Consider the following 22,428-nt stretch of genomic DNA (forward strand, 5'->3'; position numbering starts at 1 on the left):
TTCGGTCAGCCCCTTTTCGGTCAGCCGCTTCGGGCTTACTTCTTGATCAAGCCAAACGAGTCAGCCAGCTCCGCGTAGACCTTGACCTGGTTCTTCACGTAGGCGTCCAGGTCAGGCCCCGTCTTGTTGAACGGGAACAGGCCTTGTTGCTGGCGCAGCTTGTCGAATTCGGGCGACGCCGTGGCCTGGTTGAAGGCCTTGACCCAGAATTGGTAGTCGTTGTCTGACACCTTCGGCCCCACGTAGAAGCCGCGGATGATGGGCCAGACGATGTCGTAGCCCTGCTCCTTGGCCGTGGGCACCGTGCCCAGCTTGCCCGGCAGACGCTGGTCGTTGAAGACGGCCAGCACGCGGATGGGGGCGCCCCCTTCCAGCATGGTGAAGGCTTCAGCCGCGTCGCCCATGTAGGCCTGGATATGGCCGCCGCGCAGCGCGGTCACGGCTTCGCCGCCGCCTTCAAACGCCACGAAACGCATTTTCTTGAAATCCACGCCCGCGGCCTTGGCGGTCAGCGCGGCCTTCATCCAGTCCTGGCTGCCTACAGTGCCGCCCGCACCCAGCACGATCTTGGTGGGGTCCTGCTTGAAGGCGTCCATCAGGCTCTTCAGATCGGTGTACGGGGAATCATTGCGCACGACCGCCACGCCGTAATCGGTGCCGATCGCGGCTAGCCAGCGCACGTCGTCAACGTTGTACTTGCCGAACTTGCCCTGGGCCAGATTGAGCAGCGAACCGCCCGAGAACGCGACGATGGTGCCGGGTTCGTTCGGGTGCTGCGCCACGATGTTGTTGTAGGCCACGGCGCCGATGCCGCCAGGCATGTAGACGATGCGCATCGTGCTCTTCAACGCCCCGCTCTGCTTCAGGCCTTCAGTGGCCAGACGGCAGGTCAAGTCGAAACCGCCGCCCGGCTGCGCGGGGGCGATGCACTCGGGGCGGCGCGGCTCGTCGGCGGCCTGGGCCGCGCCCAGGGACAAGGTCATCGCGCCAAGCGCCGCCAAGGCGGCCAGGCGCAGCTTCAGGCTGGTCTGCATTCTTGCGTCTCCGTGTTTTATAGGTCTTGGTATGGCTGGATGCGCCGAACTGCGGTGATGCCAGATCGGGCCCAGCGGACGCTACCGTACAAAACCGAAGCTTTCCAATACCTTTCAAAAACGGCCGTTTTCGTGACGCGGCGCAGCATCCGGCGCCGGTTCCAGGGAAAACACCAACGCCGCCCGCAATCCCGGCTGCGGAACCCGGTTCTCCAGCACCAGTCTTGCGCCCAGTATTCCGGCGATGGTGCCCACAATGGCCAGGCCCAGCCCGGCCCCCGTCTTGTTCTTGCCGGCGGCTCCCCGGCGAAAACGGACGCAGGCGCGGGCGATATCTTCGGCGGACATGCCAGGGCCGTCGTCTTCGACCATCAGGCGGGCAAGCCCCGGTTCGGCCTGGACGGTTACCGTCACCTCGCCGCCCGGCGAGGCGTAGCGGATGGCGTTGTCGACCAGGTTAGTGACCGCTTCGCGTAGCAGCCATTCGGCCCCGCTCACCCGAATGGGGCGCAGATGGGCCTCCAGGCCAATGTCCAGTTGCCGGGCGCGAGCCGCCGGAAGCAGGCTGCGGATCACGCCATCGGCCAGTTCGACCAGGTCCATCGGTTCCGGGGTGAAACCGCCTTCGGCCACGGAAGCGTCCTTAGCGCGCGCCAGCGCGAGCATTTGGTTGGTGGTGCGTACGGCCCTGTCCAACCCCTCTTGCATCGCCAGAAGGGCTGTACGGACCTCCTGAGGGTCTGTTTCGCGCAAGGCGTAGGCGGTTTGGGTCCGCAACACGGATAACGGCGTGCGCAATTGGTGCGAGGCGTCATCCAGGAATTGACTCTGCACCCTCGCCTGAGCCGCAAAACGGGCCATGTGGAGGTTTACGGCCGCAACCAAGGGCAGGACCTCCCCTGGCATCTCGGACGCGCTGACGGGGCTTAAATCGTCTCCAGAACGCCCTTCTACCTCTTGCCGAAGCCTGACAAGGGGGCGCAAGGCCATAAAAACCCCCAGGACGATTACCAAAACGCTGATCAGGATCACGGCCAGGTCCCGCTCAACCGAGCGCAGCAGCACCTGATGCAAGAACGCCTGGCGGCTTTCCAGCCCCTCGGCGACCTGGACGATAACCCGTCCCCCTTTGTTCGCGTACAGCGGCGGGTCCATCGGCCGCGCCAGCGCCGCAACCCTGACGGGCGTCCCCTGATACGTCGCGTAAAAAAAACGCGGTTCGCCAGATACCAGGGGTTGGTCGGGCATGGGCAGGTCTGGATGCCCGATTTCCGCCAGCCCGTCCTCGGTGGCGACCCGGTAGAACACGCTGCCATTGGCCGTCAGCTCGAAAAATTCCAGCATCAGGTAGGGCTGTTCCATGGCTAATCCACCGCTGGCTGTGGATATGTTGTGGTCGATCGCGCGTAGCGCTCCGGAAAGGGAACGGTCGTAGGCAATGTCGACCTGGTTGCGCAGTTGATGATTCGACAGCCACAAGGCGCCCATCATCACGAAGACCAACGTCGGAATCAGCCACCAGAGCAACTGCGTTTTCAGTGTGCGATTGCGTTTTTTTGGCGCGAAAAAACCGGTTTTTTCCGGATTTCTAGTTGTCAACAAGGGTCTCCAGGCAGTAGCCCATGCCTCGCATGGTCACGATCTGCACATCGGAATCGGCCAATTTTTTTCGCAACCGGTGCACCAGCACCTCGATGGCTTCCAGGTTGATGTCCGCATCGTCCGTGAGGATGCGGTCAAGGATCTGCTGCTTGTTGATCGGTTCGCCACTTTTTTGAATCAGCACGCGAAGCACCGCGTGTTCACGTGGGGATAACTGCAAAGTCTGTCCCGAGACCGTGAATTTTTGCGCTGATGTCTCAAAAACCAGGTTTCCCAGAGCCAAACGCGGATGTTCGCGTCCACGGCTGCGCCGAATCAGTGCGATTAAACGCGCTTCCAACTCTTCCACAACAAAAGGTTTTGGCAGGAAATCGTCTGCACCGAGGTGCAAGGTTCCGATTTTTTCGGCCAAGGAATCGCGCGCGGTCAAGACCAACACCGGCGTACGGTCGTCTCGCGCGCGAATTTTTGCCAGCAAAGCATGGCCATCCATGCCCGGAAGTCCCAAATCGAGGATGACTGCGTCGAATTCTTCGATTGCCAACCTTCTTTCGGCGACCAATCCGTCGTCAGCCCATTCGACAACAAAGCCCGCATGTCTGGCCAGGCTTCTGGAAAGCCAGCGAGCAAGTTCGGCTTCGTCTTCTATCAGGAGGATGCGCATGGACGGAGTCCGGGGGGGAGTGGCTGGGCGGAATGGGAAAGCATGTTTGGCTTTTCCTTTATTTCTCTTTATATAAAGACTAATGATTAATAAGGCCTGTGGATAACTACCTTAACTTTGAAAACCTCATTCTTTTCATCAGCTTGCAGCCGTTTTTGCCTGTGCAAGAACTCTGTGTGGGAAAAAAGTTGAAGTTGGACAACATTTCGGACCCCCTCAAAAAGCCCGGCTTGTTCAACTTGCCTCCACACAATGTGCACAACCTGGCTACTTAGGAGTTATCCACAGGGGCGGCCATGGGAAATGGGGTGGAAAGCGGCACTTTTACCCCGAAAAACAGCCCCTTGCCTACCCGGTTTTTCGCCCTTGCAGGGGGTCAAAAACGCCCTCAGAGGCCCTTGGGAAATCGGTCATTCGAGGGGGTACCCATGCCCTTTCTTGACAGGGGACTGAACAAAAAGTGAGCAGCTTCCGCCGTAAAATCCGGCCATGGCTACCGAAAAAAGATTCAGGAAATCCCGCGCGAAACTCAGCGTGGTTCACGGCTTAAGAGCCCGTTTGGTGGCCGACAATCTGCCCGCCACCTTGTGCGCGGCGGCGCTGATGGGGCTATTCGGCGCCCTGGCTACCGTGGTGTTTCGCGAACTGCTGGGGTGGACGCAAATGTTGCTGGGCGGGGAAGATGTGCCGCGCGGCATGGTGTCTTTGGCGCGCGGGCTGGACCCCTGGCAACGGTTCCTGATGCCTGCCGTGGGGGGCGCAGTCGCTGGCCTCATCCTGCAAATGGCCGCCCGATGGCTGCCAAAGCGGGGCGCGGCCGACTATATGGAAGCCATTTCAATCGGCCGCGGCGTCATTGGCCTGCGCCAGACGCTCGCGCGCAGCTTGTCGTCCATTTTTTCGATCGGCTCAGGCGCGTCGATCGGCCGGGAAGGCCCGATGGTCCAGCTGGCGGCCATGTTTTCATCGTTGACGGGCCGATTCCTGCTGCTTCCGCCCCGCCATCTGCGCTTATTGGTCGCCTGCGGGGCCACGGCGGGCATCACGTCCGCCTATAACGCGCCGATTGCGGGCGCCTTGTTCATTTCCGAGATCGTTTTTGGCGTGATTTCGTCCGCCACGCTGGTGCCGCTAGTGGTGTCATCGGTGGTGGCCAACATCGTCACGCGCCAAATCCTGCACTACGACGCGGTCTTCCATATGCCGCACTTTGAATTTGTGTCGGGATGGGAAGTCATCAACTACCTGGGGCTGGGTGTCGCCGCCGGCCTGGTCGCGCCCCAGTTCCTGCGATTCCTGGACGCGTCGCGCGCCACATTTTCACGGCTGCCTTTCCCGCTTTGGCTGCGGATGGCGTTGGGCGGGCTGGTGGTGGGCGCCTTGTCGGTCATCAACCCCGAGGTGTGGGGCAACGGCTATAGCGTGGTCAACAGCATGCTGCATACGCAATGGGCATGGCAGGCGGTGGCTGCCATCTTGCTGATGAAGATTGTGGCCACGGGCGCCAGCGTTGGGTCCGGCGCGGTGGGCGGCGTGTTCACGCCGACGCTGTTTGTGGGCGCGGCCTTGGGTGCGCTGTATGCAAACGGCTTGCAAGCGGTGTTGCCGGCGGGGGATGTGTCGGCAATTTCCAGCTATGCCGTCGTCGGCATGGGGGCGCTGCTGGCCGCCACCACGTACGCGCCGCTGATGTCGACGCTGATGATTTTCGAGATGACGCTGAGCTATGAAGTGATGCTGCCGCTGATGCTGGCCTGCATTACGGGATACGTGATTGCGCATCGCATACGCCCGGAATCGGTGTATGCGAAATCACTGGCGAACAACGAGCGCGCAGAGCGTGCGGTGGCGAAAGTCGCGACGAGAAGCGACGGCGAGAGGTGACGTCGAGAAGTCACAGTCACATCGAGAATTGTCGCCGAGCATTGACGTCGAGAGGTAGCGCCGAAAATTACAGCCGAAAAAAAGGGGCTTCAAGAGCGAATGAAAAATATGAGCCTTTAATCATATTTTTCAGTTTATCGCCTTGGCGCAGCCGTTCTTGCATGACGATGTGATGTCGTCCAATATCTTCGGCGCATTCCAAGGGTTTCTCTAGACCTTGATAAAACCCGTTGGTATTCAGCCTACTTCCCGATACAGAAGCTGGAAAAAATCTCGCCCAGCAGATCGTCGCTGGTGAACTTGCCGGTGATGCTCGACAAGCTGTCGTGCGCCAGGCGCAGCTCTTCTGCAAACAGATCCAGCACGCGGTCGTCTTGTTCCGCGTGTTGGCCCGCCAGTTCCAGATGTTCCGCCGCCTGTTGCAAGGCGTGCAGATGGCGTTCGCGCGCAAGCCAGGGCGATTCCGCGCCGGGGTTCCAGCCGGCTATGTTCAGCAGTTCGGCGCGCAAGGCATCCAGGCCGATGCCGCGCTTGGCGGAAATGCCCAATTCACCCGCGCCGGCGGTAAAGCCTGTGGATAACAGGTCCACTTTGTTGAAAACTTTCAGTACCGGCGTGCGGGGAGGCAGGCGTGCCGTGATCTGGGCGTCCAGTTCGTCGCCGGGTTGGGTCGCGTCTTGCAGATGCAAAATAACGTCAGCGCGTTCGATTTCTTGCCAGGTGCGGGCAATGCCGATGCTCTCGACGGTGTCTTCGGTTTCGCGCAGTCCGGCCGTGTCCACAATGTGCAATGGCACGCCGTCGATATGAATTTCTTGCACCACTTTGTCGCGCGTCGTGCCCGCAATCGGGGTGACGATGGCGATATCGTCGCCCGCCAATGCGTTAAGCAAGCTGGATTTGCCCACGTTGGGCTGGCCGGCCAGCACTACGTGCAAGCCTTCGCGCAAGATCACGCCTTGGCGCGCTTGTGCGATCAGTTTGGACAGGTCCGACGTCAGCGCATCCAGCGTGGGGCGGGCCTGGTATTTCTCAAGAAAGTCGATTTCTTCTTCGGGGAAATCCAACGTCGCTTCCACCAGCATGCGCAGGTGAATGATGCGGTCGGATAAATCATTGACGCGGGCAGAGAATTCGCCCGACAGCGACGCCATCGCGCCGCGCGCGGCGGCCACCGATGACGCGTCGATCAGGTCGGCCACGGCTTCGGCTTGCGCCAGATCCATGCGGTCGTTCAGAAAGGCGCGGCGGGTGAATTCGCCGGGTTCGGCCAGGCGCACGCCCAGGTCGCGGCCAGCGGCCAGACAGCTTTCCAGCACGCGGCGCAGCACGGCCGGGCCGCCGTGGCCTTGCAGTTCCAGCACGTCTTCGCCGGTATAGGAATGCGGCGCGCGGAAGTAGAGCGCGATGCCTTCATCAAGCAGTTCACCGTCTACCGATTTGAACGGCAGATAGTGCGCGTGGCGCGGCGTGAGTTCGCGCTGAAAGATGCGCCGCACCAATTCGGACAGGTCCGCACCAGAAACGCGCACGACGCCGATGCCGCCTCTTCCGGGGGCGGTGGCAATAGCGGCAATGGGGGCGTAAGCGGACATATCTGAGCGTGGGGGATGCGAGAACAATAGGGGAATATAACTGTTGCGCGGCCCCTTGTTTGCTGGTTAATGTGGCCCCGAGGTTCAAAACCCGAAACAACTCAGGGAGATCACGATGGCATCTCGGTTTTCGCGTGTCTTGGCCTGCGGCTCCGCCGCGGTGATGTTGGCCTTTGGCACATTCAGTTCCGCAATGGCTCGCGATCTGGTGATCGCCTTGAAGACCGAGCCCTCATCGATGGACCCGCAATACCACGCGTTGACGCCGAATACGCAGATCTCCCAAACCATATTCGACACGCTCGTCGCAACCGACGCCCAATTGAAGCCGCAAGCGGCGCTGGCGGAATCTTGGACGGTGGACGGCAAAGTCTGGACGTTCAAGCTGCGTCCGAACGTGAAGTTCTCGGACGGCACACCGTTCACTTCGGAAGACGTGGTGTTCACGTACGACCGCGTGCCCAAGGTGCCCAACAGCCCCTCGCCCTTCACGCTTTATCTCGGCTCGGTGGCGAAGACCGAAGCGGTCGATCCCATGACCGTGCGCATCACCACCAAGGAAGTCGCGCCGAACCTGCTGGTGAATCTGGCGCAACTGCCCATCATGTCGAAGAAGGCTGCTTCCGGGCCAGCTGCCGAAGGCAAGACCACGACTGAATTGAATAGCGGTGACGGCTTGATCGGCACGGGCCCGTACAAATTCGTGTCCTGGAAGCGCGGTGCCGAATTCGTATTGGCGCGCAATGATAATTACTGGGGCAAGAAGCCCGAGTGGGACCGCGTGGTCTATCGTCCCATCAGCAATGCCGCCGCGCGCGTGGCCGCGCTGTTGGCCGGTGACGTCGACATGATCGAAGATCCCCCCACCGATGACCTGCCCAAGCTGAAGGGCGACAAAAAGCTCTTCGTTGAAGAAACGCCGTCGGTACGTGTCGTGTACGTGGCGCTGGATCAGTACGCCGAACCGTCGCCGGGCATACAAGGCACCGACAAGAATCCGATGAAGGACAAGCGCGTGCGTGAAGCGCTGTCCCTGGCCATCAACCGCGATGCGCTGGTGGAACGCGTGATGGGTGGCGTGGCGCTGCCGGCCGGCAACCTGCTGCCCTACCCCATGTTCGGTTCCAGCAAAGAGCATTCCAAGGCGCCCAAGGCCGATGTGGAAAAGGCGAAGGCGCTGTTGAAGGAAGCCGGTTACCCCAATGGCTTCTCGATCACGCTGGGTTCGCCGTCGGGCCGCTACGTGAACGATTCGAAGGTGGCGCAGGCCATCGCATCGATGTGGACGCGCATCGGCGTGAAGACCAGCGTGGACGCGATGGCGCCCCCGGTGTTTTTCAAGAACCGCGACAGCTACGCGTTTTCGGCCTATCTGGCGGGCTGGTCCGTGACCAGCGGCGAGATGTCCAACGCGCTGACGTCCTTGCTGGTGACGCGTAATCCGGAAGCGGGCTTGGGCACCACCAACCGCAGCCGTTATTCCAACCCGAAGATGGACGAATTGGTGAAGGAAGCGTCTTCCACGATGGATGACGCCAAGCGCGCCGAGCTGCTGTCCAAGGCCAGCAACATCGCCATGGATGACTTCGCCATGTTGCCGGTGCACTTCGAACTGTCGGTTTGGGCCATGAAGGGCGACATCCGCTACCAGGGCCGCCCCGACCAGGTCACGCTTGCGCAGTTTGCAACGCTGAAGAAGTAATGCGCGACACAGGCGGTCTCCAGTGCTGGCAACAATCGTAAGAAGACTGCTGCAAACCATCGTCGTCATGCTCGTCATGTCGGCGTTGGTTTTTGCAGGGATTTACATGGTGGGCGACCCGGTATCGATGCTGGCCAGCCCCGAAGCCACCGAAGCGCAACGCGCCGCCATCAGCGCATCGTTGGGTCTGGACTTGCCGCTGTGGCGGCAGTACCTGATCTTCATGGGCCAGGCGGTGCGGGGCGATTTCGGCAACAGCTTCCTGACGGGCGAGCCCGCCATGCATCTGATCCTGGAGCGCATGCCGGCCACCGTCGAGCTGGCCTGTGTGGCCATGCTGCTGTCGGTGCTCATCGGCGTGCCGCTTGGCATCCTGGCAGGCTTGAAGCCGCAAGCGCCCGGCTCACGCGCCATCATGACGGGGTCCGTGCTGGGGTTTTCGCTGCCCAACTTCTGGGTCGGCCTGATGCTGATCATGGTGTTCGCTGTGATGCTTGGCTGGGTGCCGGCAGGCGGGCGCGGCAAGACCGTGCATATCGGATCGCTTGAGCTCAGCGTGCTGACGCTCAACGGCTGGTTGAGCCTGGCATTGCCCGCCGCAACCATTGCGTTCGCCAAGTGCGCGATGATCATCCGCGTGACGCGCGCCGCCACGCGCGAAGCGCTGCCCATGGACTACATCAAGTTCGCGCGCGCCAAGGGGCTGTCGGAAAAGCGCGTGCTGGGTGTGCATTTGTTGAAGAACATCTTGATCCCGGTGGTGACGGTTGCCGGGCTGGAATTTGGCCAGGTGATGGCGTTTGCCGTCGTGACCGAGACGGTGTTTTCGTGGCCGGGCATGGGCAAGCTGCTGATCGATTCCATCATCAACCTGGATCGTCCGGTGGTGGTGGCGTATCTGCTCTTGATCGTGTTCTTCCTGGTCATGTTGAATCTGGTGGTGGACATCATCTACACGGTGCTGGACCCCCGCGTACGTTTGGATAGCCGCCGATGACAAGCCCCGCCACCACCGCCGCGCCCGTCGCCGCGAAAAAGGAACAGACGCCTTGGCGGCGCTTTGTGTCGGACTTCTTCGCCAGCAAGCTCGCCACGCTCGGCCTGGTGATGCTGGTGGTGATTGTGGGCGCCGCGCTGCTGGCGCCGTGGATCGCGCCGCAGAATCCGTATGACCTGGCGTCGCTGGACATCATGGATTCCAAGCTCAAACCGGGCAGTGAAAGCGGTGATGGGTCCATGCATTACTGGCTTGGCACCGATGGGCAGGCGCGCGATCTGCTGTCAGCCATTCTGTATGGCATGCGCACCAGCCTGCTGGTCGCCACCGTGTCGGTGCTGGCGGCATTTGGCATTGGCGCCACCGTCGGGCTGATCGCGGCCTACTTCGGCGGCCGCGTTGATGCGCTGCTGATGCGGGTTGTGGATATCCAGTTGTCGTTTCCGGCAATTCTCGTGGCGCTGATGCTGCTGGCGATTTTGGGCAAGGGTGTGGATAAGGTGATCATCGCGCTCATCGTCGTGCAATGGGCGTACTTTGCTCGTGCGGCGCGCGGCGCGGCGCTGGTGGAGCGCGGCAAGGAATATGTGGAGGCCGCGCGCTGTATGTCTTTGTCGTGGGGGCGCGTGCTGTTTCGCCATGTGCTGCCCAACTGTATGCCGCCGCTTATCGTGATCGCCACGATCGATCTGGCGCATGCCATCGCGCTGGAAGCCACGTTGTCGTTCCTGGGGGTGGGCGTGCCAGTCACCGAGCCATCGCTGGGCATGCTGATCTATAACGGCTTCGAGTACCTGCTGTCGGGCCAATACTGGATCTCGTTCTTCCCCGGCATTGCGTTGGCGCTTGCCATCATCGCCATCAACCTGGTGGGCGACCACCTGCGTGATGTGCTTAACCCGCGCCACGCGAATTGAAGGCGGACGCGATGCAGACAAGCGTGCTTGAAAAACCCTTGGCCACGCCCCCGACCATTCTTGAGGTACAGGGCCTGAAGACGCACTTCTTCACGCGCAACGGCGTGGTGAAAGCGGTGGATGGTGTGAACCTGACATTGGCTGAAGGCGAGATCCTGGGGCTGGTGGGCGAGTCTGGCTCCGGCAAGAGCATCACTGGCTTTTCGCTGATGGGCCTGCTGGACGAGCCGGGCCGCATCGTGGAGGGGCAGCTGCGCCTGAATGGTGAAGACCTGCGCGGCGCCACGCCCGCCCGGTGGCGCCAGCTGCGGGGGCAAGAGATCGCGATGATCTTCCAAGACCCGATGATGACGCTGAACCCCGTGCTGCGTGTGGATACGCAGATGATCGAAGCGGTGCAGGCGCATCACAAGGTGTCGCGTGAACAGGCCCGCGCACGGGCCTTGCAGACGCTGACGATGGTGGGCATTCCGTCGCCCGCGGAACGCTTGCGCACCTATCCGCATCAGTTGTCGGGCGGCATGCGCCAGCGCGTGGCGATTGCCATTGCGCTCTTGAATTCACCGCGCCTGATCATTGCCGACGAACCCACTACCGCGCTGGATGTCACGATTCAGGGGCAGATTCTTTTCGAAGTGCAGAAGCTGTGCCGCGAGACCGGCACGGGCCTGATCTGGATCACGCACGATCTGGCGGTGGTGGCCGGCCTGGCGGACCGCGTGTCGGTGATGTATGCGGGACGCGTCGTGGAGACGGGCAGCACGCAAGACGTGATCAGCCATCCGATGCATCCGTATACGCATGGGCTGATTGCCTCTATTCCCACGCCGGAGTCGCGTGGCAGGCCGCTGGTGCCGATTCCCGGCATGACGCCGTCGCTGTTGAACCTGCCGCAAGGCTGTGCGTTTCGCGGGCGCTGCCCGCGCGCGACGAACGCCTGTCTGGTCGAGCCGCAGCCCGTTGAAGTTCGCCCGGCGCAATGGGTGCGCTGCTGGCATGCCGGAGACCCAGACCTCAAATGAGCGCAGCAGAACGCGACGCCCCCATTCTGTCCCTGCGTGGTGTGGAACTGCGCTTCGTGCAGCCCGTGGATTTTGCCGGGCGCATTGCGAACCTGTTGGGCGCGGGCTTGAAGACCCAAGTGGTGCACGCCGTGGCGGGTGTGGACCTGGAAGTGCAGCCGGGCGAAGTGATTGGCATCGTCGGCGAATCTGGCTGTGGAAAATCCACGCTGGGCCGCATTGTGTCGGGCATTTTGCCGCCCTCGGCAGGCGACGTGGACTACCAGGGCAAGGCCGTGCGCGCCATGACAGGCGCCGAGCGGCGGGCGTATGAGCTGGGCGTGCAGATGATCTTCCAGGACCCATACGCGTCGCTTAACCCGCGCATGCGGGTGCGTGAAATCATCGGTGAAGCGCCCGTGGCGCACGGCTTGATCCGCGCGCGCGACAAAGCGGAATATGTGGCGGGGCTGATGCGGCAGGTGGGGCTGGACCCGGCCTTTGCACAGCGCTATCCGCATCAGTTTTCAGGGGGGCAGAGGCAGCGCATTGGGATCGCGCGGGCGTTGGCGCTCAAGCCTTCCGTGATCGTTTGCGACGAGGCCGTGGCTGCGTTGGACGTCTCCATTCAGGCGCAGGTGCTGAACCTGTTCGAACAGCTGCGCGACGATCTGGACCTGACGTATCTGTTCATCAGCCACAACCTGAGCGTGGTCAGCCATATCTCGGACCGCGTGGCCATCATGTACCTGGGCCGCGTGGTTGAGCTTGCCCCCACCGATACGGTTTTTCAGCGCGCCAACCATCCGTACACGCAGGCGCTGTTGAAGGAATTGCCAACGTTGACGCCGGGGCGGCGCACGTACCAGCCCATCAAGGGCGAACTGCCGTCACCGCTGGACCCGCCCACGGGCTGCGCGTTTCATCCGCGTTGCCCGCAGGCGATGGCGCGCTGTAAGGTAGAACGGCCGTTGCTGCGCGAGATATCGCCGGGGCAGTTCAGCGCTTGTCACTTGAACGACATGAGTTAGGATTAGCCCTAAAAATCCCCCCTCTTTTGAATCGTCATCCCCACCATGAAAACCATTGCCGAAATCGAACGCGCGCATCCTGAGCTGACCGCGCTGCGCCGGGATATCCACGCGCATCCCGAACTTGCCTTCCAAGAAACGCGTACGTCGAACCTGGTGGCCGAACGCCTGCGCGAATGGGGCCTGGAAGTGCATACGGGGCTGGGAAAAACGGGCGTCGTGGGCGTGCTGCGTGCGGGCAGCGGCGGCAAGACCATCGGCCTGCGTGCCGACATGGACGCGCTGCCCATGCCGGAGCACAACCGCTTTGCGCACAAGTCCACCATCAGTGGCCGCATGCACGGTTGCGGCCATGACGGCCATACCGCGATGTTGTTGGGGGCGGCGCAGTACCTGTCCACGCATCGCAATTTCGACGGCACGGTGGTGTTCATTTTCCAGCCCGCCGAAGAAGGCGGTAACGCCGGCGCGCGCGCCATGATGCAGGACGGCCTGTTCGAAAAATTCCCGTGTGACGCCGTGTTCGGCATCCACAACATGCCCGGCATGCCGGTCAACCAGTTTGGTTTTCGCGCCGGCCCCACGATGGCCTCCAGCAACCGCTGGGACATCGTCATCAAGGGCGTAGGCGGCCACGCGGCGCAACCGCATGCATCGGTAGACCCCATCATCGTGGCGGCCGATATGGTGCACGCGCTGCAAACCGTCATTTCGCGCAGCAAGAACCCGCTAGAGCAAGCGGTGCTGTCGATCACGCAGATTCATGCGGGCGACGCGTACAACGTGATTCCCGGCGAGGCCGTGCTGCGCGGCACCGTGCGCACGTACTCGGTCGAGACGCTAGACAAGATCGAAGCAGACATGCGCCGCATCGCCACCACCTTGCCGCAGGTGTACGGCGGCACGGGCGAGCTGGACTTCGTGCGCGCATATCCGCCGCTGGTGAACTGGGAAAACGAAACGGCCTTCGCGGCCAAGGTTGCCGAAGACGCATTTGGCGCCGAGAACGTGCTGCGCGACATGCCGCCCTTCATGGGCGCGGAAGATTTCTCCTTCTTCCTGGAAGCGATTCCGGGCGCCTATCTGTTCCTGGGCAACGGCGATGGCGACCACCGCATGGAAAGCTATCACGGCATGGGTCCGTGCCAGTTGCACAACCCGAACTACGACTTCAACGACGCATTGCTGCCGGTGGGCGCGACCTATTGGGTGAAGCTCGTCGAGGCCTATCTGCCGGCCGCATAAGCGCGGTCTAATAACCGATACGCTATTAGCTAATAGGGTTTGGTGCATGAAGCCGCGGGCGTTGCCCCGCGGCTTTTTCTATATGACGGGAAGCTTTGATCAAACGCCGATAACTTCGTTTGAGATACAAGGCGCCGTTTCCATAATCGATCGTTCCAGACATGCCGCAAGGCGAAACGGAGCGATCGATGTCCCAGAGCAACGCCCTGCGGCGCGAAGTAGACGCCGCCCCCGCTGTGAAAGCGCAGCAGTTTGATGTGCAGCAGTCCGGCGTGCAGCAATTTGAGGTGCGCCCCCTGCCCGGCCCGGTTGGCGCCGAAATCATCGGATTGGACTTGACCCGCGAACTCGCGCCCGCGGATTTTTCGCGGGTGCATCAGGCGCATCTGGATCATCACCTGCTGGTGTTCCGTGACCAACGCATTACGCCGCAACAACACATCGATTTCAGCCGCCGCTTCGGCCCGCTGATGATTCATGTGCTGCACCAGTTTCATCTGGCCGGCCACCCCGAGATCCTGACCGTGTCCAACATTGTGGAAGACGGCAAGCCTATTGGATTGGGCGACGCGGGCAAGTACTGGCATTCGGATATTTCGTACAAGGAATTGCCCAGCCTGGGCTCGCTCTTGCACGCGCAGGAACTGCCGTCAGAAGGCGGCGACACCTTGTTCGCCAACATGCATCTGGCCTACGACACGCTGCCCGCAGCGTTGCGCAATGCCATCGTCGGCAAGCGCGCCGTGCATTCCTATCTGGCGCAGTACGGCCAGCTGCAAAAGGAAGGGAACTGGCGTCCGAATTTAAGCGCGCAGCAAATCGCGCAAGTGCAGGAAGTGGTGCATCCGGTGGTGCGTACGCATCCCGAGAACGGCCGCCGCGCGCTGTTCGTGAGCGAAGGCTTTACGACGCGCATCGTTGGCCTGCCGGAAGACGAAAGCCGCGCCCTGTTGGCCGAATTGTTTGCGCATAGCGTGCGTGCGGAACACATCTATCGCCATCGCTGGCAGCCGCATGACCTGGTGTTCTGGGACAACCGTTCGCTGATCCATCTGGCGGGCGGCACCCCAGATCATCTGCGCCGCAAGTTGTACCGCACCACCATTGAAGGCGATGTGCCGTTTTAAAGAAAAGCACCGCGAACGCTCCAATATTTGGCGCAAAGCACTTATCCACAAGGAACACCATGCAACTGTCTTCTGCACTTCGGGATCGTCTGGTCCAAACCGCAACCGGCGCGGGGCTGGCGTTGATTCTGGCGGTGCTGGCGCTGGCTTCGCCCACGCCCGCCATGGCGGAAGGACGCATCCGCATCGCGGAGCAGTACGGCATTGTGTACCTGCTGCTGAATGTGGCGCGCGACCAGCAACTGATCGAAAAGCACGGCAAGGCCGAGGGTGTGGATATCTCGGTCGAGTGGGCCAAGTTATCCGGCGGCTCGGCCGTGAACGACGCGTTGTTGTCCGGGGCTGTGGATATCGCGGGCGCCGGCGTGGGGCCGCTTTTGACGATTTGGGACCGCACGCATGGCAAGCAGAATGTGAAGGGCGTGGCGTCGCTGGGCAACTTTCCCTATTACCTGGTCACCAACAACCCCAATGTGAAGACCATTGCCGACTTCACGGATAAGGATCGCATAGCGGTGCCCGCGGTGGGCGTGTCGGTGCAGTCGCGCGTATTGCAGCTGGCCTCTGCCAAGCTGTGGGGCGACGCGCAATTCAACAAGCTGGACAAGATTTCCGTGGCGTTGCCGCATCCGGATGCGGCGGCGGCCATCATCGCCGGCGGCACGGAAATCACCGGTCACTTTGGCAACCCGCCGTTCCAGGAACAGGAGTTGGCCGAGAACCCCAAGGCGCGCATCGTGCTGAATTCGTACGACGTGTTGGGCGGCCCCAGTTCGTCCACCGTGTTGTTCGCCACCGAGAAATTCCGCAAGGAAAATCCCAAGACGTACAAGGCGTTCCAGGAAGCGTTGAAGGAAGCCGCGGCGTTTGCGACGGCAAACCCCGAGAAAGCGGCTGACACGTATTTGCGCGTGACCGGCGCCAAGCAAGACCGCGATTTCCTGATCAAGGTGATCAAGAACCCCGACGTGCAATTCAAGCTGGAACCGCAGAACACCTACGCGCTGGCCGAATTCATGCACAAGGTGGGCGCCATCAAGCATGCGCCGGCCAGCTGGCGCGACTACTTCTTCGATGATGCGCTGACGGCGCAAGGCAGCTGAGATGCCAGTCGCCGCCGCAAGCCCTGTGGATAACGTTCAAAAGACGTCACCGCTGCTAGCTGTGGATAAGGTGACAATCGAATATAAGACGCGCGAACGGCGGGTTCGCGCGACGCAACAGGTCAGTTTCGAGGTGCATGGCGCGGACCGTTTCATCTTGTTGGGGCCATCGGGCTGCGGCAAGTCAACGTTGCTGAAAGCCGTGGCCGGATTCATTCCGCCCACCGAAGGACGCATCGCCATTGATGGTCAGACGGTAGCCGGCCCTGGGCCGGATCGCATCGTCGTGTTCCAGGAATTCGATCAGTTGCCGCCGTGGAAAACGTTGCGGCAGAACGTGGCGTTTCCGTTGGTGGCCTCGCGCAAATTGAACCGGCGCGAAGCGGATGAACGCGCCATGCATTATCTGGATAAGGTGGGCCTGGCAGCGTTTGCCGATGCCTACCCGCACACGTTGTCCGGCGGTATGAAGCAGCGCGTGGCGATTGCGCGGGCGCTTGCCATGCAGCCGCGCGTGCTGCTCATGGATGAGCCCTTCGCAGCGCTCGACGCCCTGACACGGCGGCGCATGCAGGAAGAGCTGATGGCGTTGTGGGAAGACGTGCGCTTCACCTTGTTGTTCGTCACGCATTCCATTGAAGAGGCCTTGGTGTTGGGCAGCCGTGTGCTGCTGTTGTCGCCGCATCCGGGGCGTGTGCGCGCAGAACTGAATGCGCATGCGTATGGCTTGCACAGCCAGGGTTCGGCCGGCTTTCAGTCGGCGGCGCGGCGCATCCATGACTTGCTGTTCGAATCGCCCACCCCCGATGCCGCGCCGGCGCCCGCTGAGCGCGCCGCAGCCTGAGAGCGCCTTCATGATGAGTGTTCACCGATGAGCCACGCGCACGCCGCTTCTCCGCCGATCCGCCCCGAAGTGGAATATGAGCTGCCGCCGCTGCCCCCGCAGGCGGCCGAAACGCCGCTGCCGTGGCACGAAAAGCTGTGGCAACACGCCAGCCTGCGCAAGCTGTTGATTCTGGTTTTGCTGGCGGGGGTGTGGGAGTTGGCGGCGCGCTATACCGACAATGACTTGCTGCTGCCGGGGGCGTGGCAGACGGCGCAAGCCTTCGTGCAAGGCATCGCCAATGGCGAGCTGCCGGCGCGCGCCTGGCAGTCGCTACGGGTGTTGGTGCAGGGGTATCTGGCGGGCGTGGCGCTGGCGTTCGTGTTGACCACGCTGGCGGTGTCCACGCGCTTCGGACGCGATCTGCTGTCCACGCTGACCGCGATGTTCAACCCGCTGCCTGCGATTGCATTGCTGCCGCTGGCGCTGCTGTGGTTTGGCCTGGGTGAAGGCAGCCTGGTGTTCGTGCTGATCCATTCCGTGCTGTGGGCGCTGGCGTTGAACATGTATGCGGGGTTTCTGGGCGTGTCGGAAACGCTGCGCATGGCGGGCCGCAACTATGGGCTGACCGGGCTGCGGTACGTATTGCAGATTCTGGTGCCTGCTGCGTTGCCGGCGATTCTGGCCGGCCTGAAGATAGGCTGGGCGTTTGCGTGGCGCACGTTGATTGCCGCCGAGCTGGTGTTTGGCGCGTCCAGCGGCAAAGGCGGACTCGGCTGGTACATCTTTCAGAACCGCAACGAGTTATACACAGATCGCGTGTTCGCAGGCTTGGCGGCCGTCGTCATCATCGGCCTGCTTGTGGAAAACCTGGGATTCGATACGTTGGAGCGTTTGACGGTGCGGCGGTGGGGCATGCAGCGCTAGCCGGCGCGTTGTCCACAGGCAAAAAGAGGGGGCGGCTTTCTTGCGAAGCCGCCCCCTCTGTTTTTATCGCCATACATCGCCAGACATCGCCAGAGGTCGCCCGGCGATTCATGGATCCAGCCTAGCCGTTCAGAGCTTCAGCCCCAGCGCCTTGGCCACGCCGGCGGCATACGCCGGGTCCGCTTTTCGGAAGTGTTCCAGCTGACGGCGTTGAATCTCTTCCGGCACACCCGCCATGTGGCGGCCGATGTTGCCGAACAGCAGCTCCTGCTTTTCCGGCGTCATCAGGCGGAACAGGTTGCCCGGCTGCGAGTAGTAGTCATCATCCACGCGGTGGTTCCAGCGGGCGGCGGCCTGGCCGTCCAGCGCCAGCGGCGGTTCGCCGGCCGACGGGGTTTCCTTCCATTCGCCCGCGCTGTTGGGCTCGTAGTTCAGCGTGCCGCCCACGTTGCCGTCGACGCGGCTGGCGCCGTCGCGGTGATAGCTGTGGAACGGGCAGCGCGGCGCGTTCACGGGGATCTGATGGTGATTGATCCCGAGGCGGTAGCGGTGCGTGTCGCCGTAAGAGAACAAGCGCCCTTGCAGCATCTTGTCCGGCGAAAAATCGATGCCCGGCACAACGTTTGCCGGCGTGAAGGCGGCCTGCTCGACTTCGGCAAAGTAGTTTTCGGGGTTCTTGTTCAGTTCCAGCACACCCACTTCAATCAGCGGGTAGTCGCCGTGCGGCCACACCTTGGTCAGGTCGAACGGGTTGATGTGGTATGTCGCGGCTTCGGCCTCGGGCATGATCTGCACCTTCAGCGTCCACTTCGGGAAGTTCTTCTTTTCGATGTTCTCGAACAGATCGCGCTGCGAGCTTTCGCGGTCATGCGCCACGACTTGCGCCGCTTCTTCATCGCTCATACAGACGACGCCCTGCTGCGACTTGAAGTGGAACTTCACGTAGAAGCGCTCGCCGTCCTTGTTGACGAAGCTGAACGTATGCGAGCCAAAGCCGTGCTGCTGGCGCAGGTTGGCGGGAATGCCGCGGTCGCTCATCAGGATGGTGACCTGATGCAGCGATTCGGGGCTGAGCGACCAGAAGTCCCAGGCGGCGGTGGCGCTGCGCAGGTTGGTCTTGGGGTCGCGTTTCTGGGTGTGGATGAAGTCAGGGAACTTCAGCGGGTCGCGGATGAAAAATACGGGGGTGTTGTTGCCCACCAGATCCCAGTTGCCTTCGTCGGTATAGAACTTGATGGCGAAGCCGCGCACATCGCGTTCGGCGTCCGCCGCGCCGCGTTCGCCGGCCACGGTGGAAAAGCGCAGGAACAGCGGGGTTTGCTTGCCGACCTGGGAAAAGATGCTGGCGCGCGTGTAGCGCGAGATGTCGTGCGTAACGGTGAAGGTGCCGTAGGCGCCGGAGCCTTTGGCGTGGACGACGCGTTCGGGGATGCGTTCGCGGTCGAAGTGGGCAAGCTTTTCAATCAGCCAGAAGTCCTGCAACAGCGCCGGACCGCGCGGGCCCGCGGTCAACGTGTTGGTATTGTCCGCCACCGGCGCGCCTGAGGCGGTGGTCAGTTGCTTCTTGTCGGTCATAGCACACTCCCTACGTGATCTGGAGGGCGCGTGGCCTGTCGGCCCGCGCCGTGTTGTGAATATTCCCCGGTGAGACTGCCCGGGGAATATGTCCGACACATGATAGGGGTCATCGTTTCACTTGGGAAGTTGATTGAAGTACCAAATTCAATTGATTAAAGCTATTAAGAAATGCCTCAGCTGGCGTGCCGCGGTCATCGCTGCAAACCGTGCACGCATAAAAAAACCGGCCCCTAGGGGCCGGTTCTTCATGCTTGCAAGCAAGGCTTAGCGGTTTGCCGCCGCTTCCGTCTTGCGCTGCATGGCGCGGGTGATGGACCACTGCTGCGCGATCGACAAGGTGTTGTTGACGCACCAGTACAGCACCAGACCGGCCGGGAAGAAGAACATCATCCCGCCGAACACCAGCGGCATGATCATCATGACCTTGGCCTGGATGGGGTCCGGCGGCGTCGGGTTCAGTTTGATCTGCAGGAACATGGTGGCCATCATGATGGCGGGCAGAATGAAGTACGGGTCGCGGATCGACAGGTCATGGACCCACAGAATCCACGGCGCGCCGCGCATTTCCACGCTGGCCAGCAGCACCCAGTACAGCGAGATGAACACCGGAATCTGCACCACCATCGGCAAGCAGCCGCCCAGCGGGTTGATCTTTTCGGTGCGGTACATCTCCATCATGGCGGCGTTGAGCTTCTGCTTGTCGTCGCCGTACTTTTCCTTCAGCGCTTGCAGACGCGGAGCCACTTGCTTCATGCGGGCCATCGAGCGGTAGCTTGCGGCGGCCAGCGGGTAGAAGATGGCCTTGATCAGCACGGTCAGCGCGACGATGGTCCAGCCCCAGTTGCCCAGCAGCGAATGCAGCCACGTCATCAGCGTGAACAGCGGCTTGGCGATGATGGTCAGCCAGCCATAGTCCACCACCAGTTCCAGGCCGGGGGCGAGCGCCGCCATGGCCTTCTGGTCTTGCGGGCCAACCCACAGGTGCGAGTCGACACGCGACGCGGAACCCGGAGCAATTTCACCGACGGCTTCGATGCTGCGGGCGGCGTACAGGTTCTTCTGCACTTCCAGCAGTTCGTTCGTGCGCGGCTTGCCTTGCGGTGGCACCCAGGCGGTGGCGAAGTAGTGCTGCACCACGGCGATCCAGCCGTTGTCCGCCTGCTTGATGTAGTTGGCCTTCTTCTTTTCGATGTCGCTGAAGGTGCTCTTCTGGAACTTGTCTTGTTCCGAGTAGACGGCGAAACCGGTGAAGGTGTGATAGAAGCTCGACGTGTCGGCCGGGTCGTTGCCGTCGCGCTCAAGCTGCAAGTACAGCGCGGGCGACACGGGGGCGGAGCCGACGTTGGCCAGGTCGTGGCGCACGTCGATGTCGTAGCGGCCCTTGTGCAGGGTGAACGTCTTGGTGACCTTCACGCCGCCCGATTCGCCTTCGAACGAGACGACCAGGTTGTCGCCGGTCAGTTGGCGTTCCGTCGTCACGACGCGGAAAGGCGTCTGGTGCGTGGGGAAGCTCTGGCCATTGGGGGCGCCGACCACGCCGGATTGCACGACGTAGTTCAGGCCGGCCGAACGGTCCAGCAGCACGGTGGGCTTGTCGGGCTGGCCGGTTGCCGGGTACTTCAGCAGTTCGGCGCGCACCAGTTGGGCGCCCATCGTGTCGAACGTCAGACGCAGAACGTCCGTCGTGATGACGACTTCTTCCGAGCGTGCGGTGGCCGGTGCAGTGGCGCCAGGAACGGCCGACGGCGCAGCAGCCGTGGTGGTTGGCGCGCTGGGCACCGATGGCGTGGCGTTGTTGGCGCCGGCCTGCGGTTCAGCCGTGCTGGCCGCGGGCGTGGGGCCCCCGAACAGCGACGGCTTGCCGTTATGGATTTGCCAGTTGTTCCATAGGAGCAACAGCGAAAAGGAAAAAATCATCCAGAGGACGGTTCGTCGGATATCCATGGTGCCTACTGAAGTGAATACGGGCCAGCAAAGCCCGCCAGTTTAGCGTCAATCGTGCTCGGTGCGGTGGCTGTGGGAACAGCACGGGGGCGCTTTGGTTCCCCGTGTTGGCGGAACCGGGTCCCATCCGCCGGGCGACCACGGATGGCAGCGGCCAATGCGCCGAACCGCCATCCAGAAACCGCGCCAGGCGCCGTGGCGTTCGATTGCTTCAATCGCGTACGCCGAGCAAGTAGGGGTAAAGCGGCACTGCCGGCCGATCCAGGGACTCAGGAAAAACCTGTAGAACCGGATGGGGGCGATGAGCAGTGCTTTGAAAATCATCGCGCGATCCGTTCAAAGTGAGCGTCCACTTCGGCTCTGACCAAGCGTTTTAGCGAGGTGAGCGTGGTGGGAGCGACTTTGCTATGCAATCGCACGACGTAATCCTTGGGCGGCAACGCCAGACGCCGGTGGCGGAACGCTTCGCGGATGACCCGCTTGATGGCGTTGCGCGTACTGGCGTGGGCGGCGAAGCGCTTGGCGATGATCAGCCCCAAGCGGGCACAGGCATCCTGGCCGGGGGGCAGATCATTGGGAGCCGAAGTCACAATGAATAACGCCCCTCGAGCAAGACGCCGGCCTTTTAGGGCAGCGGCGAACTCGGAGGGGCGATGCAACCGCGCCTCCGGGGGAAGCGTGGAGCGCGGCATGGACTGCGGGTCAGGCGTTTGCGCGGAACCAGAACGAGATTGCGAGAGGTCTTGCAATATGGCCGGTCCGTGCAAAGAGTCACGGCTTTCCGGAAAAACCGGAAAACCAGAACTTAGACAGCCAGACGCTTGCGGCCCTTGGCGCGGCGGGCGTTCAGGATGGCGCGGCCAGCGCGGGTTTTCATGCGCACGCGAAAGCCATGGGTGCGCTTGCGGCGGGTAACGGAAGGTTGGTAGGTACGTTTCATGGACGATCCACAAAAAGAACAAAAGTCAGAAGGGACCTGCCCGGAGGGTTCCAGGTCGCGGATTCAGCAGCGGGTATCTAGTGAGCATTTTTGCAACAGGTGCAAAAAACAACTCGTAGACGGGGCTCTGGACAAGGGATTTCTCCCCAGGCGACCTATTCAGCAAAGCTAAAAACCGGACAGTGCAGTAAGCGCCCCAACCCATGAAAGGAGGGGTCTTGCCACAACTCCGGCTAAGCTCTCTGTGAAACCTTCTGACAGACAGAATTCGGAAAAGCCCACCATTTCAGCAAGTTTTCCCTGTCTTGTCAAAC

20 protein-coding genes are annotated in these 22,428 nt (G+C 61.9%); 11 read left to right on the forward strand and 9 right to left on the reverse strand.

The window, feature by feature from the left end; genetic code table 11:
• Positions 1 to 35 precede the first annotated feature (35 nt).
• The 3 genes from ACFZAI_RS16355 to ACFZAI_RS16365 form a co-directional block, all read right to left on the reverse strand.
• Positions 36 to 1,034, reverse strand: coding sequence for a Bug family tripartite tricarboxylate transporter substrate binding protein (locus tag ACFZAI_RS16355; RefSeq protein WP_391567898.1), 999 nt, complete (start codon positions 1,032 to 1,034; stop codon positions 36 to 38).
• Positions 1,035 to 1,148: 114 nt separating this feature from the next.
• Positions 1,149 to 2,633, reverse strand: coding sequence for a sensor histidine kinase (locus ACFZAI_RS16360; protein WP_391567899.1), 1,485 nt, complete (start codon positions 2,631 to 2,633; stop codon positions 1,149 to 1,151).
• Positions 2,623 to 3,300 carry a response regulator gene (locus tag ACFZAI_RS16365; protein ID WP_175170434.1) on the reverse strand — a complete coding sequence of 226 codons (678 nt, stop codon included), beginning with the start codon at positions 3,298 to 3,300 and terminating at the stop codon, positions 2,623 to 2,625. Before ACFZAI_RS16365 ends, ACFZAI_RS16360 begins: the two co-directional genes overlap by 11 nt.
• A 489-nt stretch (positions 3,301 to 3,789) precedes the next feature.
• Here ACFZAI_RS16365 and ACFZAI_RS16370 point away from each other — a divergent pair, with 489 nt between their 5' ends.
• Positions 3,790 to 5,184 carry a ClcB-like voltage-gated chloride channel protein gene (locus tag ACFZAI_RS16370; protein ID WP_391567900.1) on the forward strand — a complete coding sequence of 465 codons (1,395 nt, stop codon included), beginning with the start codon at positions 3,790 to 3,792 and terminating at the stop codon, positions 5,182 to 5,184.
• A gap of 242 nt (positions 5,185 to 5,426) precedes the next feature.
• Here the strand turns inward: ACFZAI_RS16370 and mnmE are convergent, their stop codons facing one another.
• The gene (mnmE, locus tag ACFZAI_RS16375) at positions 5,427 to 6,779 is read right to left on the reverse strand and encodes a tRNA uridine-5-carboxymethylaminomethyl(34) synthesis GTPase MnmE (RefSeq protein ID WP_391567901.1); all 1,353 of its coding nucleotides are present in this window, start codon (positions 6,777 to 6,779) and stop codon (positions 5,427 to 5,429) included.
• Between the two features lie 115 nt (positions 6,780 to 6,894).
• Here mnmE and ACFZAI_RS16380 point away from each other — a divergent pair, with 115 nt between their 5' ends.
• The 10 genes from ACFZAI_RS16380 to ACFZAI_RS16425 all read left to right on the forward strand — a co-directional run bounded on the left by ACFZAI_RS16380 (position 6,895) and on the right by ACFZAI_RS16425 (position 17,652).
• On the forward strand, positions 6,895 to 8,481 hold the full coding sequence (locus tag ACFZAI_RS16380) for an ABC transporter substrate-binding protein (protein WP_391567902.1): 1,587 nt from the start codon (positions 6,895 to 6,897) through the stop codon (positions 8,479 to 8,481).
• A gap of 22 nt (positions 8,482 to 8,503) precedes the next feature.
• Entirely contained in the window at positions 8,504 to 9,478 is a 975-nt protein-coding gene (locus ACFZAI_RS16385) for an ABC transporter permease (protein ID WP_054420888.1), read from the forward strand.
• Entirely contained in the window at positions 9,475 to 10,395 is a 921-nt protein-coding gene (locus ACFZAI_RS16390; protein WP_391567903.1) for an ABC transporter permease, read from the forward strand. Before ACFZAI_RS16385 ends, ACFZAI_RS16390 begins: the two co-directional genes overlap by 4 nt.
• Before the next feature lie 11 nt (positions 10,396 to 10,406).
• Positions 10,407 to 11,417, forward strand: a complete 1,011-nt coding sequence (locus ACFZAI_RS16395) for an ABC transporter ATP-binding protein (RefSeq protein ID WP_391567904.1) — start codon at positions 10,407 to 10,409, stop codon at positions 11,415 to 11,417.
• Entirely contained in the window at positions 11,414 to 12,427 is a 1,014-nt protein-coding gene (locus ACFZAI_RS16400) for an ABC transporter ATP-binding protein (RefSeq protein WP_391567905.1), read from the forward strand. The genes ACFZAI_RS16395 and ACFZAI_RS16400 overlap by 4 nt, the downstream gene beginning before the upstream one ends.
• A 45-nt stretch (positions 12,428 to 12,472) precedes the next feature.
• Complete coding sequence (locus ACFZAI_RS16405; protein WP_391567906.1) at positions 12,473 to 13,672, forward strand: M20 aminoacylase family protein; 1,200 nt, start codon at positions 12,473 to 12,475, stop codon at positions 13,670 to 13,672.
• Positions 13,673 to 13,860: 188 nt separating this feature from the next.
• The gene (locus ACFZAI_RS16410; RefSeq protein ID WP_391567907.1) at positions 13,861 to 14,799 is read left to right on the forward strand and encodes a TauD/TfdA dioxygenase family protein; all 939 of its coding nucleotides are present in this window, start codon (positions 13,861 to 13,863) and stop codon (positions 14,797 to 14,799) included.
• Positions 14,800 to 14,858: 59 nt separating this feature from the next.
• Positions 14,859 to 15,902 (forward strand): ABC transporter substrate-binding protein, encoded by a 1,044-nt coding sequence (locus ACFZAI_RS16415; protein WP_391567908.1) that lies wholly within the window; start codon positions 14,859 to 14,861, stop codon positions 15,900 to 15,902.
• 1 nt (position 15,903) lies between these two features.
• On the forward strand, positions 15,904 to 16,746 hold the full coding sequence (locus ACFZAI_RS16420; RefSeq protein WP_391567909.1) for an ABC transporter ATP-binding protein: 843 nt from the start codon (positions 15,904 to 15,906) through the stop codon (positions 16,744 to 16,746).
• A 27-nt stretch (positions 16,747 to 16,773) separates the two neighbouring features.
• The gene (locus ACFZAI_RS16425) at positions 16,774 to 17,652 is read left to right on the forward strand and encodes an ABC transporter permease (RefSeq protein ID WP_391567910.1); all 879 of its coding nucleotides are present in this window, start codon (positions 16,774 to 16,776) and stop codon (positions 17,650 to 17,652) included.
• Positions 17,653 to 17,781: 129 nt separating this feature from the next.
• Here the strand turns inward: ACFZAI_RS16425 and ACFZAI_RS16430 are convergent, their stop codons facing one another.
• From ACFZAI_RS16430 to rpmH, 5 genes are all read right to left on the reverse strand, one after another.
• Positions 17,782 to 19,227 (reverse strand): catalase, encoded by a 1,446-nt coding sequence (locus ACFZAI_RS16430; protein ID WP_342067520.1) that lies wholly within the window; start codon positions 19,225 to 19,227, stop codon positions 17,782 to 17,784.
• 267 nt (positions 19,228 to 19,494) lie between these two features.
• The gene (gene yidC / locus ACFZAI_RS16435; protein WP_391567911.1) at positions 19,495 to 21,174 is read right to left on the reverse strand and encodes a membrane protein insertase YidC; all 1,680 of its coding nucleotides are present in this window, start codon (positions 21,172 to 21,174) and stop codon (positions 19,495 to 19,497) included.
• A gap of 48 nt (positions 21,175 to 21,222) precedes the next feature.
• Positions 21,223 to 21,495 carry a membrane protein insertion efficiency factor YidD gene (yidD, locus tag ACFZAI_RS16440; RefSeq protein ID WP_082386929.1) on the reverse strand — a complete coding sequence of 91 codons (273 nt, stop codon included), beginning with the start codon at positions 21,493 to 21,495 and terminating at the stop codon, positions 21,223 to 21,225.
• Positions 21,495 to 21,866, reverse strand: a complete 372-nt coding sequence (locus tag ACFZAI_RS16445) for a ribonuclease P protein component (RefSeq protein WP_175170445.1) — start codon at positions 21,864 to 21,866, stop codon at positions 21,495 to 21,497. Before ACFZAI_RS16445 ends, yidD begins: the two co-directional genes overlap by 1 nt.
• A 113-nt stretch (positions 21,867 to 21,979) precedes the next feature.
• Positions 21,980 to 22,114, reverse strand: a complete 135-nt coding sequence (rpmH, locus tag ACFZAI_RS16450) for a 50S ribosomal protein L34 (RefSeq protein ID WP_003816025.1) — start codon at positions 22,112 to 22,114, stop codon at positions 21,980 to 21,982.
• Positions 22,115 to 22,428 lie beyond the last annotated feature (314 nt).

The sequence above is a fragment of the Achromobacter sp. NPDC008082 genome, from assembly GCF_042957345.1.
In the GTDB taxonomy this organism is placed as follows: Bacteria; Pseudomonadota; Gammaproteobacteria; order Burkholderiales; family Burkholderiaceae_B; genus Achromobacter; species Achromobacter kerstersii_A.

Excerpts from the sequence above, each read along its gene's own strand:
- rpmH (WP_003816025.1), bottom strand. The coding sequence starts at position 22,114 with ATGAAACGTACCTACCAACCTTCCGTTACCCGCCGCAAGCGCACCCAT.
- ACFZAI_RS16390 (WP_391567903.1), top strand. The coding sequence starts at position 9,475 with ATGACAAGCCCCGCCACCACCGCCGCGCCCGTCGCCGCGAAAAAGGAA.
- ACFZAI_RS16400 (WP_391567905.1), top strand. The coding sequence starts at position 11,414 with ATGAGCGCAGCAGAACGCGACGCCCCCATTCTGTCCCTGCGTGGTGTG.
- ACFZAI_RS16420 (WP_391567909.1), top strand. The coding sequence starts at position 15,904 with ATGCCAGTCGCCGCCGCAAGCCCTGTGGATAACGTTCAAAAGACGTCA.
- ACFZAI_RS16355 (WP_391567898.1), bottom strand. The coding sequence starts at position 1,034 with ATGCAGACCAGCCTGAAGCTGCGCCTGGCCGCCTTGGCGGCGCTTGGC.
- mnmE (WP_391567901.1), bottom strand. The coding sequence starts at position 6,779 with ATGTCCGCTTACGCCCCCATTGCCGCTATTGCCACCGCCCCCGGAAGA.
- ACFZAI_RS16380 (WP_391567902.1), top strand. The coding sequence starts at position 6,895 with ATGGCATCTCGGTTTTCGCGTGTCTTGGCCTGCGGCTCCGCCGCGGTG.
- ACFZAI_RS16395 (WP_391567904.1), top strand. The coding sequence starts at position 10,407 with ATGCAGACAAGCGTGCTTGAAAAACCCTTGGCCACGCCCCCGACCATT.
- ACFZAI_RS16415 (WP_391567908.1), top strand. The coding sequence starts at position 14,859 with ATGCAACTGTCTTCTGCACTTCGGGATCGTCTGGTCCAAACCGCAACC.
- ACFZAI_RS16410 (WP_391567907.1), top strand. The coding sequence starts at position 13,861 with ATGTCCCAGAGCAACGCCCTGCGGCGCGAAGTAGACGCCGCCCCCGCT.
- ACFZAI_RS16425 (WP_391567910.1), top strand. The coding sequence starts at position 16,774 with ATGAGCCACGCGCACGCCGCTTCTCCGCCGATCCGCCCCGAAGTGGAA.
- ACFZAI_RS16370 (WP_391567900.1), top strand. The coding sequence starts at position 3,790 with ATGGCTACCGAAAAAAGATTCAGGAAATCCCGCGCGAAACTCAGCGTG.
- ACFZAI_RS16445 (WP_175170445.1), bottom strand. The coding sequence starts at position 21,866 with ATGCCGCGCTCCACGCTTCCCCCGGAGGCGCGGTTGCATCGCCCCTCC.
- ACFZAI_RS16430 (WP_342067520.1), bottom strand. The coding sequence starts at position 19,227 with ATGACCGACAAGAAGCAACTGACCACCGCCTCAGGCGCGCCGGTGGCG.
- ACFZAI_RS16365 (WP_175170434.1), bottom strand. The coding sequence starts at position 3,300 with ATGCGCATCCTCCTGATAGAAGACGAAGCCGAACTTGCTCGCTGGCTT.
- ACFZAI_RS16405 (WP_391567906.1), top strand. The coding sequence starts at position 12,473 with ATGAAAACCATTGCCGAAATCGAACGCGCGCATCCTGAGCTGACCGCG.
- yidC (WP_391567911.1), bottom strand. The coding sequence starts at position 21,174 with ATGGATATCCGACGAACCGTCCTCTGGATGATTTTTTCCTTTTCGCTG.